Here is an 18,443-nt window from a genome sequence, read left to right as displayed (position 1 = left end):
AAATGAAACAAAGTTGTATCGCTATTTTATTCTTACTATTTAGTTTAAGCGCGTTATCTGCACAAACTGAATATGGAGTTAAAGGTGGACTTAATTTTACCTTTTATCAATTTGAAGAAAGTAATTTCGGTAAAGATACAGATGTACAAATAGGGTATTATTTTGGTGGCTTCGCGAATTTTGAAATAGAAAACGATTTTTATTTACAGCCCGAATTGCTTTATATAGGACTTGGTGATTTTAAATTTTTGAACGCTCCAATTTATTTGAAGTACAATGTTAAAAATAACTTCAATATCCTTGTTGGTCCAAGTATTAATTATTTCTTCGATTTTTTTAATGCCAAACTTAAAATTAGAGCAGATTTAGCTTTGGCTTATAACGTATCTTCAAAACTAGAACTACAAATGAAATACACTATCGGTTTCGAGGAGATTACACCTAATGGCGTATTTTTAGGATTGGGTTACAAATTGTAAAATGAACGCTTTTTTTACATAAGAGTTAACCTTTTAACGAATAGAGTTTAAGTAGCTATTCAATTTTTACGATTGTTTTTCAGGTGAAAATTCAAACTTGTTAAACTGCTGTTAAGCCTTGTTATTGTTGAGTTTTTGATTATTATTATTATTCCTTTAACCTAAATAAATAATGATAATCATGAAGAAATTAATAGTATTTACAGGAGTATTTTTATTGGCATTAACATCAGTTTATGCACAATCAGATTCTAAAGCAATTCAATTAGGAGCAAAGGGAGGAATTAACTTTTCTAAAATAACAGGAGATGATTTCGATGATGTGGATGCGCGTACAAGTTTTAATGCAGGTTTAGTTGCTGAAATTCCACTCTCAGAACGTATTTCTTTTCAACCAGAGCTGTTTTATTCAGGTCAAGGTTTTGATATTGTACAAGGTGAAGATAGACTCTTTAATACCAGTGAAGATATCGAATATCAATTAGACTACATTCAAGTACCGTTATTACTTAAAGTTTATTTAATTAAAGGATTAAGTGTTGAAGCAGGTCCACAATTTGGATTTAAAATTCATGAAGAATTCGATTCTGAACCTAACTCAGATGGTGGAGATTTCGAAATTGATGAAGATGATTCTTATGTAAAAGATTTTGACACAAGTTTAGCAGTAGGTACGTCTTATAAGTTTGATAGCGGTTTTTTTGTAAGCGCGCGTTACACTATGGGATTAACAAACATGTTTAAAGACGATTCACTTTTTGAAAATGTAGATGGTAAAAATGAAGTTGTACAAGTTGGACTAGGATTTATGTTCTAATTCTGCCATCTTAAATAATTGAATAAAAAAGTTCCAGAATTATCTGGAACTTTTTTGTTTTATAACTTAACGTGTTAGAGATAATAAAATAATACTTTTCTGGTTTAATTAAAATAGAATAAGATAAATGGAGTAGGTTACACAACTAACGGATCGTTTTTAAGCTTAGGTTAGAACTTCTAGGTTTATTCCTTTATAACCGGTTTATTTTGTTTCTTTTGCTTGTAAAAGCGCTTTTCAATATGTTTATAAGTGAAAGCAGAATATAAGCACAAGACCACAATTAATAATAGTTCTGATGGTATAATATACGCTTCATGCACCTTTAGTGTTTTTACTAATATCATATTGTAGAATATAATTATTAGTGTGTGATTAAGGTAAATAGAATAGGACCATTGCCCTAATTTTTGAAACAATTGTAATTTTAAAAATTGAGAGATGAGACCTTTTTCCATTGAAAAAATAAATATCAGAAGACCAAATGCAATGTGTACTATAAAAAAGTAATTTTGATAGTAACTCATGTTAGAGACAATGTAGATTACAAAGATTAAAATTAACCCTTCTAAAAGATTCCCTAAAACTATAGAGACCTTATTGAGAAAAGACAATACTGTATCTCTTAAAAGGTATATTATTATCCCAAAATAGAAGCCAATAAAGCCTCTAATAAAGCTGAAATTAAAGTCTATATAGATATTATAGGTGTGGTATTTTAAAACAAAAAATAGATAACCTAAACAGATAATAACTATAGAAATTAGAAATGTGAGTTTCTTTTTTTTTAACCAAACTAGAGATGTAATAATAAACAATAAATAGGTTATCAATTCTGCACTAATAGACCAGTTTTGACCATTCCAATTAAACCCGCAAAAAAGTGGAGTGGAGTTTACTAAAAACAATTGAGGCCAAAAGGAAGCGATAGTATTAGATTCAAAAGGGATTGTACTAAATGTAATATAATCTTGCGCTAAATATTTTATGACTTCTAAGAGTAGTAAAACCAATAGCGTATAAATATGAAGAGGGAGAAGTCGATTAAATCGTTTTAAAATAAAGGACTTACTCATATTAAAATTATATAATTTGTTTTTGTAATTATGATAAATCACAAAACCACTAAGCACAAAAAATAGATCTACAAAAACACCAGAGCCTTTAATAAATGAGTTTTTTGTTAATATAGATAAGTTTGGGGCATGATAAAGAAAAACTAAAAGCGCTGCTAAGCCTCTAAAAGCATCTAGAGTATAAAAACGTTTTGTTGTAGTACTCAAAAATAGTGTTGTTACATGTTTAATTAGTGTAAGCGAATTTAGATAAAACTTTGAATAAAAAAAGACGATTCTAACAGAATCGTCTTTTTTTTACTTATTTAAAATTTTTAGGCTTACAAGTGTATAACCTCATCATAAGCAGCTGCAACAGCTTCCATAACGGCTTCACTCATTGTTGGGTGAGGGTGAATTGCTTTTAACACTTCATGTCCTGTAGTTTCTAACTTACGACCTAAAACAGCTTCGGCAATCATATCAGTAACACCAGCACCAATCATATGGCATCCTAACCATTCGCCATATTTAGCATCAAAAATTACTTTTACAAAACCATCTTTAGCTCCACTAGCACTTGCTTTTCCAGATGCAGAGAATGGAAATTTACCAATCTTAACGTCTAAACCTTTGGCTTTGGCTTGTGCTTCAGTTAATCCAACACTAGCAATTTCAGGTGAACAATAGGTACAACCCGGAACATTTCCATAATCTAAAGCTTCTACATGCTGACCTGCAATTTTTTCTACACAAAGAATACCTTCTGCAGAAGCAACGTGAGCTAAAGCTTGTCCTGGAGTTACATCTCCAATAGCATAATAACCTGGGATATTAGTTTGGTAGAAGTCGTTAACTAAGATTTTATCTCTATCAACAGCAATACCAACATCTTCTAATCCAATGTTTTCAATATTTGATTTAATACCAACGGCAGATAATACAATATCTGCTTCAAGTACTTCTTCTCCTTTTTTAGTTTTTACTGTAGCTTTTACTCCGGTTCCAGTCGTATCTACAGAAGTTACTTCTGAAGATGTCATAATTTTAATTCCAGATTTCTTAAAGCTACGTTCTAATTGTTTAGAAACATCATCATCTTCAACAGGAACAATTTTATCTAAATATTCTACAATAGTAACTTCAGTTCCCATTGAGTTATAGAAATAAGCAAATTCAACACCAATAGCTCCAGAACCAACAATAATCATTTTCTTAGGTTGCTTCTCTAAAGTCATTGCTTGTCTGTAACCAATTACTTTTTTACCATCCTGAGGTAAACTTGGTAACTCACGAGAGCGAGATCCTGTTGCCACAATAATATGGTCAGCAGAATATTCGGTACCATTAACATCTATTTTCTTTCCAGTTTTAAGTGTTCCAAAACCTTCAATAACGTCAATTTTGTTCTTTTTCATTAAAAACTTAACACCATTACTCATGCCATCAGCAACACTACGACTACGTTTAACTACAGCGTCAAAGTCTTTATCAAATTCAGAAACTTTTAATCCGTAATCGTCTGCATGTTTAAGGTATTCAAACACTTGAGCAGATTTTAAAAGGGCTTTTGTTGGAATACAACCCCAATTTAAACACACACCACCAAGACTTTCTTTTTCTACAACTGCAGTTTTAAATCCTAGTTGTGATGCTCTAATTGCAGTTACGTAGCCTCCTGGACCACTACCTAACACTATAATATCGTATTTACTCATGGGTAAGTTTTTTTTGAATTTTTGAAGTTACAAAAATATGAAATTCCAAATACTAAATCGCAAATTCCAAATCAAAATGCCAAATGGAAATTTAGAGCCTTTTATTTTGTTAAACTCTATCTATAAAAAATGCCGTGTTTATAGGCTGTTTTTACTAAAGATCTTCCGTAAAGTGTGTTCTGCTTTTATCTTTTTTAAACTTATCTTTATTATATGTTTTTGATTGCCCTTTTGGTATCGATAGTGATTGCCATTCGTTACCTTTTATCAATTTGCCTAAAAACACAACCTGACCAACATGATAAGCATAATGCATCATCTGTCTGTTTATAGCCTCTGTAACAGTATGACCTTGATTTCGGATGTGGATAATGCGTTCTAAATCGGTTTCGGATAAAGGGCGTATTGCTTCAAACAAAGCATCCCAACCTTTATGCCATGAATTTAGTAAGTCTTCTTTTGTTTTATAGGTATCTATAAATTCTTCATCCCTATTTCTCCATGTTTTCTCTCCATCTTCAATTAAAAAATTAGTCCAGCGACTAAGCATATTACCAACCATGTGCTTTACAATAATAGCAATGGAATTAGAATCTTGAGTGTGTTCTTTTTTTAACTCTTCAATAGAAAGTTGACTAATAGTTTTATCTCCAAGGGATTTGTAGTATTCAAATTGTTTAATGGAACTTGGTAAATAGGAAGATTTCATAGACTACGATTTTACTCAATAAAATTAGCGATATATCATTTAATAAAGTAATAGTTACCATAGTTAGATGTTATATCGCTATTTATAAGTTTGAAATACCTATCGTGAAGTCAATCTTTATATTGAATGATTTCTTCTCGTTTATGTAATATGAAAGGTTTTTTTATATTAACCTTCAGTTGGAACAAATTTTAAAGCCACTCCATTAATACAATGGCGTTTTCCTGTAGTGTCATTTGGTCCATCATTAAAAACGTGACCTAAATGGCCACCGCATGTTGCACAATGTTCTTCGTCTCTTGTGTAACCAATTTTAGTGTCGGTTCCAAAAGCAACATTACCTTCAATTACACGATCAAAACTTGGCCAACCTGTACCAGAATCAAATTTGTGCTCACTTTTAAATAATGGTGTATTACAAGCTGCACAATGGTAAACGCCTTTTGCGTAGGTTTTGTTTAAAGGGCTTGAAAAAGGACGTTCTGTTCCTGCTTTTCGTAAGACGTTGTATTGAGCTGCAGAAAGTTGTTCTTTCCATTCGGCATCTGTTTTAGTAATTTCAAAAGTTACTTTTTGTTTAGTCTCTTTTTTTTGTGCAGTTGAATTGCAACTAAAAAGGAAACAAATCATTAATAAAGGGATTATTTTTTTCATCGTACTATTTTTTTTGTAAAGTTTTGTAATTCAGTTTTTTAACGCGTCAGTAAGTTTTTCGATAAAATAATTCAATAAATAATTTAAAAATTGACTTCTTGCGAAATGTGAAATAAATGATATTAATAATTATTTTTATAGAAATATTATAACATTTAAATTAGCATTTTAATATTTAATTGTAAATTGATGAACGAAATCAAATTAATTGATTTGCACATTGATTTAGTCTCATACCAAGACTATAACTTACAAAATAATCTTAATGAAAGCACTTTTTTTTACACGAGAATTTCCGCCTTACGTTTATGGTGGAGCCGGAGTACATGTTGAATATTTAGCTGGTCAGTTGGCTAAATTAATGGAGGTAGAAGTGAGAGCTTTTGGAGATCAAGATAGTTCTAATAAAAACTTAAGCGTAAAAGGGTTCCCGTTTGATAATGCAGATTTTGATAATGCAGACGATAAATTGAAAGCCATATTTAAAACATTGAGCACAGGATTATTAATGAATTCAGATCCTATAGATGCAGATATTGTACACTGTCATACATGGTACTCACATTTTGCTGGTATCATGGCTAAATTGTGCTATGGAGTGCCTTTGGTAATTACAACACATTCTTTAGAGCCATTACGCCCTTGGAAACGTGAACAATTAGGAAGAGGTTATGATGCTTCGTCTTGGATTGAAAAAACAGCTATTGAAATGGCAGATGTTCTAATTGCAGTTTCTAATGAAACTAAAGAAGACGTTCTTAAATACTTTGATGTTGATGAGAGTAAAATCGAAGTCGTATATAATGGTATTGATTTAAAGGAATATGTGGTAGTCGATGAAACCACTGTTTTAGATACCTACGGCATTGATCAAAATAAGCCATACGTGTTGTTTGTAGGAAGAATTACGCGCCAAAAAGGAATTATCCATTTAGTAAATGCAATTAAGTATATAGATAAAGACACACAAGTGATACTTTGTGCAGGAGCGCCAGACACGCCAGAGATTGGTAAAGAAATGGAAGATGCTGTTAAGGAAGCTTCTAAAACTAGAGATAATATTGTTTGGATAGATAAAATGTTGAATAAAAAAGATGTTATTCAATTATACTCTCATGCAGATGTATTTTGTTGTCCTTCGATATATGAACCTTTCGGGATTATAAATATTGAAGCCATGGCATGTGAAACAGCTGTAGTGGCAAGTGCTGTTGGTGGAATAAAAGAGGTTGTTGTTGAGGGAGAGACCGGATTATTGATTAACTTAGAGCAACAGAAATCGGCACCTTTTGAACCTGTAAATCCAGATCAGTTTTCTAGAGATTTAGCAGCAGGTGTAAACAAAGTGATTAGTGATAAAGAATTACAATATAAAATGGCAAAGAACGGTCGGAAACGTGTTGAAGAGTTTTTTGATTGGACAGCCATTGCAAAACAAACAGAAGCTATATATAAATCTATAATTGAAAAGAAATGATAAATGATAAAGTATTAAGCATTATTCTTGGTGGAGGTCAGGGTTCAAGGTTATATCCTTTAACAGAAAACAGATCTAAGCCAGCAGTACCAATAGCAGGAAAATATAGATTAGTAGATATTCCAATTTCAAATTGTATTAATTCAGACATTAAGAGAATGTTTGTGTTAACGCAGTTTAATTCGGCTTCATTAAATAAACATATTAAAAACACATATCGTTTTAGTTTTTTCAGTTCAGCATTCGTAGATGTTTTGGCAGCAGAACAAACAATGAAAAGTGACAAATGGTTTCAAGGGACTGCAGATGCAGTGCGCCAAAGTATGCACCATTTTTTATCACACGATTTTGAGTACGCTTTAATATTGTCCGGTGATCAGTTATATCAAATGGACTTTAATGAAATGATTGCGGCACATGAAGCAAGCAATGCTGAAATTTCTATTGCAACATATCCTGTAAATGCAAAAGATGCTACATCTTTTGGTATTTTAAAAACTAACGATGAAAACGTTATTACATCATTTATAGAAAAACCAGATGCGTCGTTATTACCAGAATGGACATCTAATGTAAGTGATGAGATGAAAAATAGCGGACGTGATTATTTGGCGTCTATGGGAATCTATATTTTTAATAGAGACCTGTTAATTAAATTGATGGAAGATAATGGAACTGTAGATTTTGGTAAAGAAATTATTCCTAATGCTATCACAAAACACAAAACGCTAAGTTATCAATATGAAGGCTATTGGACAGATATTGGAAATATAGATTCGTTTTTTGAAGCTAATTTAGGTTTAACAGACCCAATACCTCAGTTTAATTTATACGATAATAAACAGCGTATTTATACCAATGCAAGAATTTTACCAACGTCTAAAATTTCTGGTACATTACTAGATAAAACCGTGATTGCAGATGGTTGCATTATTCATGCCGCTAAAATAGAGCGTGCTGTAATTGGTATTAGATCTAGAATAGGAGCAGAATCTACTGTAATTAATTGCTACATGATGGGAAATAGTCATTATGAATCCTTAGATGATGTTCAGGAACACAAAATAAAAACATTTATGGGTATTGGAGAGCGTTGCTTTATTAAAAATGCAATTCTAGATAAGAACTGTAGAATCGGTGATGACGTTAGAATTAATGGCGGAAAAAATCTTAAAGATAAAGAGACCGATAGCTATTTTGTTAAAGACGGGATTGTAGTGGTAAAGAAAGATGCTCACATTCCTTCTGGTACAATTATTCAGTAATTTATTTGTTCTTTTTATTTCAATTTTCATAGTCAGGAATTCCTTTTCTATTCATTAAAAAACGAAGCTAATTTTATTAGCTTTGTTTAGTAATATAAAATTTAACCAACAAAAATGCTAAACCAAAGTCGAGTTGTTATAGATGCAGTAAAACCACAAATTAACTGCGGAGAATTTTTTATAAAACGTGTTGTAAATGAAATCGTAAACGTAGATGCAAATGTTCTTGTAGATGGACATGACGTCATTGCAACTTCAGTTTTATTTAAACATGAAAAATCCAAAAAATGGAATGAGGTTAGAATGCACGAGGTTGGTAACGACGAATGGAAAGCTTCTTTTTCTGTAGAAAAACAAGGTTTTTACACCTATAAAGTTCAAGGTTGGGTAGATTATGCACTTAATTGGCAACATGGTATAGATCGTAAAATTGATGATAACCAACACGTAAAGTCCGAATTATTAGAAGGAATTACATACTTAGAACCTTTATTAAAAAAAGGAACTAAAGAAGAAAAAGACTATTTACAGTATTGTATAGATTGCTTTAAGGACGATAGTAAATATAATGATGCCATAAAAGAAGCGATGAGTTCTCAATTGCATCTCATCTTTACAAAATATCCCGAAAAACTTCTCGCTAACGAATCTAAAGCCCTTCAGGTTTATGTCGATAGAAAGAAGGCAAGATTCAGTACATGGTATGAGTTTTTCCCAAGATCAGCTTCAGAAGTAGAAGGACAACACGGCACCTTTGCAGATTGTGAACGTTTGTTGCCAAGAGTAAAACAAATGGGGTTTGATACGTTGTATTTTCCACCTGTTCATCCTATTGGAGAAGTGAATAGAAAAGGAAAAAATAACACCACCGAAGCTAAAGACGGAGATGCTGGTTCTGCTTGGGGAATTGGATCAAAACATGGAGGTCATAAAGATTTACATCCACAATTAGGATCTGTAGAAGATTTTAAAAAATTAATAAAAGAAGCTAAAAAACAAAATATAGAAATTGCAATGGATTATGCATTGCAAGCTGCACCAGATCATCCTTGGGTAGATTCGCATCCAGATTGGTTTAAATGGAGACCAGATGGCACTGTTCAGTATGCTGAAAATCCACCTAAAAAATACCAAGATATTTTACCTATCTATTGGGAAAGTAAAGATTATAAGAACCTTTGGAAAGAATGTCTAGATACCATGTTGTATTGGGTAGATTGTGGAGTCAATGTGTTTAGAGTAGATAATCCGCATACAAAACCTTATTATTTTTGGAACTGGTTAATTACAGAAGTCAAGAAAAAACATCCAGATGTATTATTCTTAGCTGAAGCTTTTACAAGACCTAAAGTAATGCAACAATTGGCAAAACAAGGTTACACACAATCTTACACTTATTTTACGTGGAGAAATTCTAAGCAAGAGTTTGAAGACTATTTAACAGAATTAACACAGACAGATCAACGCGAATACATGCAACCTAATTTCTGGCCAAACACACCAGATATTAACCCGTATCATTTACAAGGTGCTAATGAAACTAAATACTTGCAACGTTATGCTTTAGCGGCAACACTGAGTTCTAGTATTGGAATTTATGGTCCTGTATTTGAGCAAATGATAGATGATGCTATTCCTGGTAAAGAGGAATATTACATGTCCGAAAAGTTTGAGGTAAAACATTACGATTGGTTTAAGGAGAGTAAATTAACCTTGCTAATTTCAAAAATAAATGCCCTAAGACATGAAAATGAAGCATTACAACAAACCAATAATATTAAATTTTTAAATATTGAGAATGAAAATATTATCGCCTTTTATAAATGGAATGATGATAGAACCAATGAGTTGTTAATTATTATTAGTTTAGATCAGTATTATGCCCAACAAGGAAATGTGCAATTGCCTTTAGATAATTTAGGTATTGCTGTAGGTCATCGTGTTCAAGTTCAAGATTTAATAACAGCGAGCAGTTACAACTGGCATAGCGAATGGAATTATGTGGAGTTACACCCAGCACTTCCATTCCATATATTTAAGATTAATAAATAATTCTGAAACAAGAATGACAAAGACTAACGTGTTAAAATCACCATATAATTTCGATAATAAATGGGAAGAACTTTTAGAGAATAAAGAGTTTTTAAAAATATTTTTGTCTGATGTTCTTGAAAATTATATAGTAAAACAACGTTGGTATGGAGGTAAAGCGAGCCAATTAAAATACATAGAGCTTGCAGAATCGTTTAGAATACAGAAAGACGGTGAGGTTTATTACGGACTTATATTAGAAGTCAATTTTACAGAAGCATTCTATCAGCATTATTTTTTACCAATAGCTTTTGTCTCTGATGAAAATTTTGCAAAAGACGATAGAATATTACCAATAAGTATTCAGAATCAGGAAGGTTTTATCATTGATGCTATAAATTTAGAAGCGTTCAGGAAAGTTGTTTTTGAGCGTATTTTAACTGCTGTTCCCAAAGATAAAACGCGTGTACGTTATCATAAAAGCGAATTATTTAAAGATTGCTGTTATGAGTCGTCGCGTCACATGGGATTAGAGCAAAGCAACACCTCTATTGTTTATAATGAAAAATATGTCTTAAAATTTTTCCGAAGAATTTATGCAGATCGTAATCCAGATTACGAAATGAGTCGTTTTCTTTCCGATAAAAAAGATTTTAAAAATACACCAGCATATTTAGGAAGTGTTCAAATTAAGGACACAGATAATCTTAATATTACCATTGGTTTAATGCAAGAAATGGTAGAGAATCAAGGTGATGCATGGGAATATATGCTCACTGAATTCCATAAAGTATTTTCAAACTTAGAATATAAAAGAATAGACATTTCAAAATTACCTAAAACAGAAGATTTTGGAAGACTACAAATTAAAGATGTACCAGCACAAATTATAGATTGGGTTGGGTTAAATGTTTTTAATAAAATTCAAACGCTAGCCATGAGAACAGCAGAAATGCATATTGCTTTAGGAAGTGAGTTCGAAGATACAGCGTTTACACCATCTCACTTTAATGGTGATTATGAGGTTTGGTTAAAAAACAGATTGCTCTATCAATTTCAAAACAGATTAAATACTATAGAAAATAGTTTAGATAAACTTGATGGTTTGGCCTTAGAATTAGCCAATGAATTCTTAGAAAAAAAGAATGTTATTCGAAAACGTTTTGTAGACTTTGATTGGAGAAAACTAAAAGGAGAACGTATTCGTGTTCATGGAGATTACCATTTAGGTCAAGTTTTGGTTAAAGATGATGATTTTTACATTCTGGATTTTGAAGGAGAACCAGAAAGTACCATTCGAGATCGTAAAGTAAAACAACCACCTTTAAAAGACATCGCAGGTCTGTTTAGATCATTTCATTATGCTATTTATGCAACTATTTTCAATAATATGGATAAGTATAAATATAATCAAGAACATTTATTTGAAGCCGGAGAAATCCTTTACCAATATTTAAAAAATGTTTTTTTAGGAACATATATCACTAAAGTACAAGAGGCAAATCTTAATATAGGTTACAGCCAAGAACGTATTTTTTTACTCAAATATGCAATGCTTGAAAAAGCGGTTTATGAACTAGGTTACGAGCTTAATTCTCGTCCTAAATGGGCTGTAATTCCGTTAAAAGGCATTTCAAATATTATTAATAATTAATTTATGGCAAAAGTAATTGCACACAGTCGTTTTACAGAATTCGACATCAATCTTTTTAAAGCAGGAAAACACTATCGTTTATACGAAAAATTTGGATCTCACATCACTACTATAGATGGAGTAGAAGGAGTGTATTTTGCTGTTTGGGCACCAAGTGCAAAACATGTTTCTGTAGTTGGAGACTTCAATTTTTGGGTCGAAGGAGAGCACCAATTAAATGTACGTTGGGATTCTAGCGGAATTTGGGAAGGCTTTATTCCTGGTGCAGGGAAAGGCAGTGTGTATAAATATAAAATACAAAGCAGTAACAACGATATTAAAACCGAAAAAGCAGATCCTTATGCTAGAAGATCTGAGCACAATCCTAAAACAGCATCAATTGTTTGGGATGAACCTTACACTTGGAAGGATAGTAAATGGATGAAAAAACGTAAAAAGCATAATGCTTTAGACGCACCATTTTCGGTTTATGAAGTCCATTTAGGTTCTTGGAAAAAGAAGGTCGAGGAAGGGCGATTCATGTCATATGTAGAAATGGCAGACGAATTGGTGGCTTATGTCAAGGAGATGAATTTTACGCATGTAGAATTAATGCCTGTGATGGAGTTTCCTTATGATCCATCTTGGGGTTATCAGCTTACAGGTTATTTTGCGCCAACATCTCGATTTGGCTATCCAGAAGAATTCAAATTATTAGTCGATAAATTTCATCAAAACGATATAGGAATTATTCTCGATTGGGTTCCATCTCACTTTCCAGAAGATGCACATGGATTAGGTTTGTTTGATGGAACAGCACTTTATGAACATCCAGACCCCAAAAAAGGCTATCATAACGATTGGAAGAGTTTAATTTTCAATTATGGTAGAAATGAAGTTAAATCCTTTTTAATAAGTAATGCCATTTTTTGGTTGGATCAATACCATGCCGATGGTTTACGTGTTGATGCTGTGGCATCCATGTTATTTTTAGATTACAGTAGAGAAGATGGAGAATGGGATCCAAATATGTATGGTGGCAATGAAAATTTAGAAGCCATGGCGTTTTTAAGAGAAATGAATGAAGCCGTTTATTCTTCTTTTCCAGATGTGCAGACTATTGCAGAAGAATCTACAGCATTTCCAATGGTATCTAAACCCACTTTTATGGGAGGTTTAGGTTTTGGTATGAAATGGATGATGGGTTGGATGCACGATACACTTCAGTATTTTGCCAAAGAGCCAGTTTATAGACAATTTCATCAAAATGACTTAACGTTTTCTATGACTTATGCGTTTACAGAAAACTTTATGTTGCCTTTAAGTCATGATGAAGTGGTTTACGGTAAGAAATCAATCTTAGGAAGAATGCCAGGAGATGAGTGGCAGCGTTTTGCGAATTTAAGACTGCTGTATAGTTATATGTTTACACATCCTGGAACTAAATTATTGTTTCAAGGATGCGAATTTGGGCAAAGTGGCGAATGGAATTTCGAAACTAGTCTCGATTGGCATTTATTAGAATTTGCACCACATAAAGGAGTGCAACAACTTATTAAAGACTTAAATACATTTTATAAAAGTGAACCAGCATTGTCTGAAAAACAATTTTCAGCAGAAGGTTTTGAATGGATAGATTATAGTGATTCTCAAAACTCGGTATTCACATACATTAGAAAAGGAAACGATGAAAAAGACGATCTCATTATTGCGTGTAACATGACACCGATTCCAAAAGAAAACTATAAAATTGGAGTGCCACGAAAAGGAAAATTAAATGAAGTCTTTAATAGTGATTTAAGTCAGTATTTTGGAAGTGGTCAATTTAAAAATAAGGTAAAGACAACAGAATCGGAGGCTTGGCATTTTAGAGATCAATCTGTAAGGATTGATATACCACCATTAGGTATGGTGGCTTTTAAATATGAAAACGTTGATAAACCAAAACCAAAACTTAAGGCCAAAGCAAAACCAAAAGCAAAAGTTGTAACTAAGCCTAAAGCCAAAGTAACAACAAAAGCTAAGACAACAAAAAAGACAAAAGTAAAATCAAAGTCTAAGTAGTTAGAGCGTTTTATTAGAATTCAGACCTGTAATGCTTTTAAAATCTGACAGGTCTTTTTTTTACAAGTTACATATCTTTAATAATTAAATTCTAAATGGGCTACGAGTTAAACATACAAAGAGATGAAGAAAATGGCCTAATAACAAAAGAGGAGTGGATAACTTATATAAACTCTGACCCTGAATTTGAAAGAATTGAAGAATTTTCTGCAAGTTTAGGAAATGATGACATTATAACTGTGCCAACACCAAATGGTGGACTTTGGATAACCAATAAAGGTGAAGTTCCTTTTACATTTTATGAAAAACTAGGATGGATAAGCGTTAAGAATCCTGAACACTGGATGATTGAAAAAATGATTTCAATAGCTAACAACTTAAACGCTGAAGTTCTAGGAGAAGAAGGTGAAAAGTATGATGAGGAATATTTAAAAGATCCTTTTGGTAATCCTTTTAAAAACGACGACTTAAACACAGAAAAGAAATGGTGGCAATTTTGGAAATAAATGATCTTATTTAGTTTAAGTTTTAAAGGATCAAATAATATATAGAGCTTTCAATATTACAATTTCCATACCTTCGCAATACAATTATAACCAATGGCTAATACACCAAAAGAGTTTTTCTTAAAATATGGCATTCCAATTGTTGCAATTGTTGTCATTGCCATTCAGCTCTTATTTGTAAACACGCAAAGTCTTACTAAATGGAAAGGTGGTGGTTATGGTATGTACACAGGAATCCACTATTATTACGATCAAATTTACATTCCAGGGTTGTCTGTAGACTCTATGATTGTTGATAATAATGAAATGAAAACCGTTTTAGGTCGATTAAAGTTAATGCCAAACGATAAAAATCTTAAAATGGCTGCAAAGCTTGTTTTAGAAACCTCTGAAAAGGATAGTATTCACATACAAGTTTGGAAGCCAGAGGTGAATCCAGAAAATTCCAACTATACTAGAGTTTTGATTAATGAAATTCATTTAAAAAAATCAGAACTGTGAAATATTGGTCAGACATAGAAGATAGTTTAAAGGATAACATTGAAAGAGCCATTCAATTACTGCTCTTAGTGCTTGGGATCTATATTCTTATTGTTGCAGAAAAATACCGTGTTGCCAAGCTTCCTGTAATTTTTATAGGCCTCTTAATTTGGTTTTTTTTTCGCAATAAAACAAAACATCCTATAGTCTGGATTGGTTTTTTAATACTTCTTATTATAGATCTTTGTCGTGCTTATTTCTTGGTTGCCAATCATCATTTCATGCTCATTTTTATGGTGATTCCAGTTATCTTTTATGCCTATCATAAGCGAAGTGATATACTTCTAAAAAATATCCAAATGCTCTTGGTAGTTGTGTTAATAGCTTCAGCTGCCCAAAAAATAATGTCTAGCCAATTTATGAGTGGTGATTTTTATTATTATATGTTGAATAGAGGTTCCGTTTTTGGAGTGTTTTTTAATTTCTTTCCTGAAAGCTTAGAGCTAGCAAAAAGCAATAAGGAAAGTGTTTTAGCAATGTCAGAATTAGATCCAAATGGATTAGAAAGTATTGTCTTAAAAGACGTGTTTTCAAATCTTAGCTTTATCAGCGTTATCTTTGCTTGGGTTACTGTTGCTGTAGAATTTATTGTAGCTTTAGCATTGTTATGGAAACCTAGAAGCATTTGGGCGCACCTGCTTTTTGCTGCGATGATTATTGGTATACTCTGCACAAGACTTGAAACAGGTTTTATGGCATTACTAGCGATTTGTGGAATCTTTCTGAGTAATAACATTAAGTTAAGATTATTATATGTTATTATTGTCATGGCTTGTATCACTTTAGTGGTTACAAAACTAGGCTATCATTAGCATCAATTAATAGTACAATCTTCATAAGCTTAAGACAGGAGATTTGATAATCGAATTACTAAAATGACGATAAAAATTATGATACTGATAAAATCCTTGCTCCAAAACACAATTGTTTGTAATTAGATGTAAATACTGTGTTTAAGGTTTTTAATAGTTCAATTTTTTCCGTTTTTTTGTAGATAATTTACAAATGAAATTACACTATGATTGTAAATACAGAATTAGAGAATAAAGGAAATTTATTTCCTTCAAAAATAATAGACTTCAAAAAAGATGTTGATACTTTATATTTTTCAACTGATAACGATGTTATTCTTCAACTAACAGTCGTTAGAGATAGTCTTCTAAGATTTAGATATACCACAGTTGGTAATTTTGATAATGATTTTTCTTATGCTATAACTAAATATGCCAGTATTGGTTATAACAAACTAGAAATTGAAGAAAAAGAAGAGTACTACGAAATTACAACGTCTAAACTACGCTGTGAAATTTTTAAGGCAAATCTAGGTGTACGTATTTTCGATGCAATAGATGGCACACTTATAAACCAAGATGAAGGAGGTTTTCACTGGGAGGAAAGTTATGAGTTTGGTGGTAACATCGTTAAAATGAGTAAGGTTTCTAATGATGGAGAAAGCTATTATGGACTTGGAGATAAACCTAATCATCTTAATCTAAAAGGAAAACGTTACAGTAATTGGGCAACCGATTCATATGCCTACGGAAAAGATACGGATCCATTATATAAAGCCATTCCGTTTTACACAGGTTTACACCATGGTAAAGCTTATGGTATTTTCTTTGATAATACATTTAAGTCTTCCTTCGATTTTGCACAAGAACGTAGAAATGTAACAAGCTTTTGGGCACAAGGAGGTGAGATGAATTATTACTTCTTCTACGGACCTAAAATGAACGATGTTGTAGAGAGTTATACAGATTTAACAGGGAAACCACACCATTTGCCACCACTTTGGGCATTAGGTTTTCACCAATGTAAATGGAGTTACTATCCAGAAGCTAAGGTGAAAGAAATCACTTCAACATTTAGAAAACTTCAAATCCCTTGTGATGCTATTTATTTAGATATCGATTATATGGAAGGGTTTCGTTGTTTCACTTGGAATAAAGACTATTTTCCGGATCCAAAACGTATGGTTAAGGAATTATTAGATGATGGTTTTAAAACCGTTGCTATTATTGATCCAGGAATTAAAATTGATAAAGAGTATTCTGTTTTTAAAGAAGCTTTAGAGAAAGATTACTTCTGTAAACGTGCAGATGGTGATTATATGAAAGGAAAAGTTTGGCCTGGAGAATGTTATTTTCCTGATTATACAAATCCTGAAGTTAGAGATTGGTGGTCTGGTTTGTTTCAAGAACTTATTGAAGATATTGGGGTAAAAGGGGTTTGGAATGACATGAATGAGCCTGCTGTAATGGAAGTGCCAAATAAAACATTCCCAGATGATGTTCGTCATGATTATGACGGAAACCCTTGTAGTCATAGAAAAGCGCATAATATTTATGGGATGCAAATGGCGAGAGCCACATACCAAGGTTTAAAGAAATACTCATATCCAAAACGTCCGTTTGTAATTACACGTTCAGCATATTCTGGTACGCAACGTTATACGTCTACTTGGACAGGAGATAATGTAGCAACTTGGGAGCATTTATGGATTGCCAACATGCAAGCACAACGTATGGCAATGTCTGGTTTCTCTTTTGCTGGTAGTGATATTGGTGGGTTTGCAGAGCAGCCACAAGGCGAATTATTTACACGTTGGATTCAATTAGGTATTTTTCACCCATTTTTTAGAGTACATTCTTCTGGAGATCATGGAGATCAAGAACCTTGGGCTTTCGATGAAGATGTAACAGATATTGTTAGAAAATTCATTGAAATACGTTACCAATTATTACCATATTTATATACTTCATTTTGGAATTATGTAGACCACGGAACACCAATATTAAAATCTTTAGTATTGTATGATCAAGCAGATGTGCAAACACATTACAGAACCGACGAATTTATTTTTGGAGAACAAATATTAGCTTGTCCTGTTTTAGAACCTAACGCCAAAGGAAGACGTATGTATGTCCCTAAAGGTAATTGGTATAATTACTGGACAGATGAAGTTGTTAAAGGTGGTAAAGAAATGTGGGTTGATGCAGATATAGATAGTATGCCAATTTTTGTAAAAGAAGGTGCTATAATTCCTAAATACCCTATTCAACAATACGTTGGAGAAAAGGAAATTACAGAAATAACTTTAGATGTTTATTATAAGGAAGGTAAGGAATCTAGTGAATTATTTAGCGATGCTAATGATGGTTTCGATTATACAAAAGGAAGATATAGTTTAAGGAATTTTACACTTAGAGGAAAGGCTAATGAGTTAATAATTAACCAATTTAAAGAGGGTAAATACGTAACAACTTATGAAACGTTCAATATTCAATTTCATGGTTTACCGTTTGATATGGTTGAGGTACAATTAGATAATGAGAAAATTGCTCACAAGAGTCTGAAAGTAAATGGGATAACATCCATTGTTGTAGATAAGAATTTTTCTGAGTTACATATTCTAGGTATTAAGTCAAACGAATAGTGACCAAATACCTAATTTAGGGTCAAATAAATACAAACTATAAGTTTGTACACGTAATG

The 18,443-nt window shown here is 32.3% G+C and carries 15 protein-coding genes; 11 read left to right on the top strand and 4 right to left on the bottom strand.

Features of this window, described 5'->3' with window-relative positions; translation table 11 throughout:
- Positions 1–2 precede the first annotated feature (2 nt).
- Both HM981_RS06275 and HM981_RS06270 read left to right on the top strand, forming a co-directional pair.
- Positions 3–479 (top strand): outer membrane beta-barrel protein, encoded by a 477-nt coding sequence (locus tag HM981_RS06275; RefSeq protein WP_179337762.1) that lies wholly within the window; start codon positions 3–5, stop codon positions 477–479.
- A 181-nt stretch (positions 480–660) separates the two neighbouring features.
- Positions 661–1,296 carry a porin family protein gene (locus HM981_RS06270; RefSeq protein WP_179337761.1) on the top strand — a complete coding sequence of 212 codons (636 nt, stop codon included), beginning with the start codon at positions 661–663 and terminating at the stop codon, positions 1,294–1,296.
- Between the two features lie 185 nt (positions 1,297–1,481).
- On the opposite strand, the gene HM981_RS06265 is transcribed toward HM981_RS06270, so the two are convergent.
- The 4 genes from HM981_RS06265 to msrB all read right to left on the bottom strand — a co-directional run bounded on the left by HM981_RS06265 (position 1,482) and on the right by msrB (position 5,432).
- Positions 1,482–2,579, bottom strand: a complete 1,098-nt coding sequence (locus HM981_RS06265; protein WP_179337760.1) for an acyltransferase family protein — start codon at positions 2,577–2,579, stop codon at positions 1,482–1,484.
- 113 nt (positions 2,580–2,692) lie between these two features.
- Positions 2,693–4,069 (bottom strand): dihydrolipoyl dehydrogenase, encoded by a 1,377-nt coding sequence (gene lpdA / locus HM981_RS06260; protein WP_179337759.1) that lies wholly within the window; start codon positions 4,067–4,069, stop codon positions 2,693–2,695.
- 154 nt (positions 4,070–4,223) lie between these two features.
- Positions 4,224–4,778 carry a DUF1572 family protein gene (locus HM981_RS06255; protein ID WP_179337758.1) on the bottom strand — a complete coding sequence of 185 codons (555 nt, stop codon included), beginning with the start codon at positions 4,776–4,778 and terminating at the stop codon, positions 4,224–4,226.
- A gap of 168 nt (positions 4,779–4,946) precedes the next feature.
- Complete coding sequence (gene msrB, locus HM981_RS06250; RefSeq protein ID WP_179337757.1) at positions 4,947–5,432, bottom strand: peptide-methionine (R)-S-oxide reductase MsrB; 486 nt, start codon at positions 5,430–5,432, stop codon at positions 4,947–4,949.
- A 265-nt stretch (positions 5,433–5,697) separates the two neighbouring features.
- Here msrB and glgA point away from each other — a divergent pair, with 265 nt between their 5' ends.
- From glgA to HM981_RS06205, 9 genes are all read left to right on the top strand, one after another.
- Entirely contained in the window at positions 5,698–6,909 is a 1,212-nt protein-coding gene (gene glgA, locus HM981_RS06245) for a glycogen synthase (protein ID WP_179337756.1), read from the top strand.
- Positions 6,906–8,174: a glucose-1-phosphate adenylyltransferase gene (locus HM981_RS06240; RefSeq protein ID WP_179337755.1), complete on the top strand. Its 1,269-nt coding sequence runs from the start codon at positions 6,906–6,908 to the stop codon at positions 8,172–8,174. The genes glgA and HM981_RS06240 overlap by 4 nt, the downstream gene beginning before the upstream one ends.
- A gap of 114 nt (positions 8,175–8,288) precedes the next feature.
- Positions 8,289–10,226, top strand: a complete 1,938-nt coding sequence (locus tag HM981_RS06235; RefSeq protein ID WP_179337754.1) for an alpha-1,4-glucan--maltose-1-phosphate maltosyltransferase — start codon at positions 8,289–8,291, stop codon at positions 10,224–10,226.
- Between the two features lie 13 nt (positions 10,227–10,239).
- Positions 10,240–11,859, top strand: a complete 1,620-nt coding sequence (locus HM981_RS06230; protein WP_179337753.1) for a maltokinase N-terminal cap-like domain-containing protein — start codon at positions 10,240–10,242, stop codon at positions 11,857–11,859.
- 3 nt (positions 11,860–11,862) lie between these two features.
- Positions 11,863–13,902, top strand: a complete 2,040-nt coding sequence (glgB, locus tag HM981_RS06225; RefSeq protein ID WP_179337752.1) for a 1,4-alpha-glucan branching protein GlgB — start codon at positions 11,863–11,865, stop codon at positions 13,900–13,902.
- 95 nt (positions 13,903–13,997) lie between these two features.
- Entirely contained in the window at positions 13,998–14,408 is a 411-nt protein-coding gene (locus HM981_RS06220; RefSeq protein WP_179337751.1) for a hypothetical protein, read from the top strand.
- A 93-nt stretch (positions 14,409–14,501) separates the two neighbouring features.
- Positions 14,502–14,909, top strand: a complete 408-nt coding sequence (locus HM981_RS06215) for a hypothetical protein (protein WP_179337750.1) — start codon at positions 14,502–14,504, stop codon at positions 14,907–14,909.
- Positions 14,906–15,760, top strand: coding sequence for a hypothetical protein (locus HM981_RS06210; protein WP_179337749.1), 855 nt, complete (start codon positions 14,906–14,908; stop codon positions 15,758–15,760). Before HM981_RS06215 ends, HM981_RS06210 begins: the two co-directional genes overlap by 4 nt.
- A gap of 206 nt (positions 15,761–15,966) precedes the next feature.
- Positions 15,967–18,384: a glycoside hydrolase family 31 protein gene (locus HM981_RS06205; RefSeq protein ID WP_179337748.1), complete on the top strand. Its 2,418-nt coding sequence runs from the start codon at positions 15,967–15,969 to the stop codon at positions 18,382–18,384.
- Positions 18,385–18,443: the final 59 nt, after the last annotated feature.

This window comes from Winogradskyella ludwigii, assembly GCF_013403985.1.
In the GTDB taxonomy this organism is placed as follows: Bacteria; Bacteroidota; Bacteroidia; order Flavobacteriales; family Flavobacteriaceae; genus Winogradskyella; species Winogradskyella ludwigii.
Note: the sequence above shows the minus strand (reverse complement) of the source record. Positions and strands in the feature narration are given on the sequence as shown.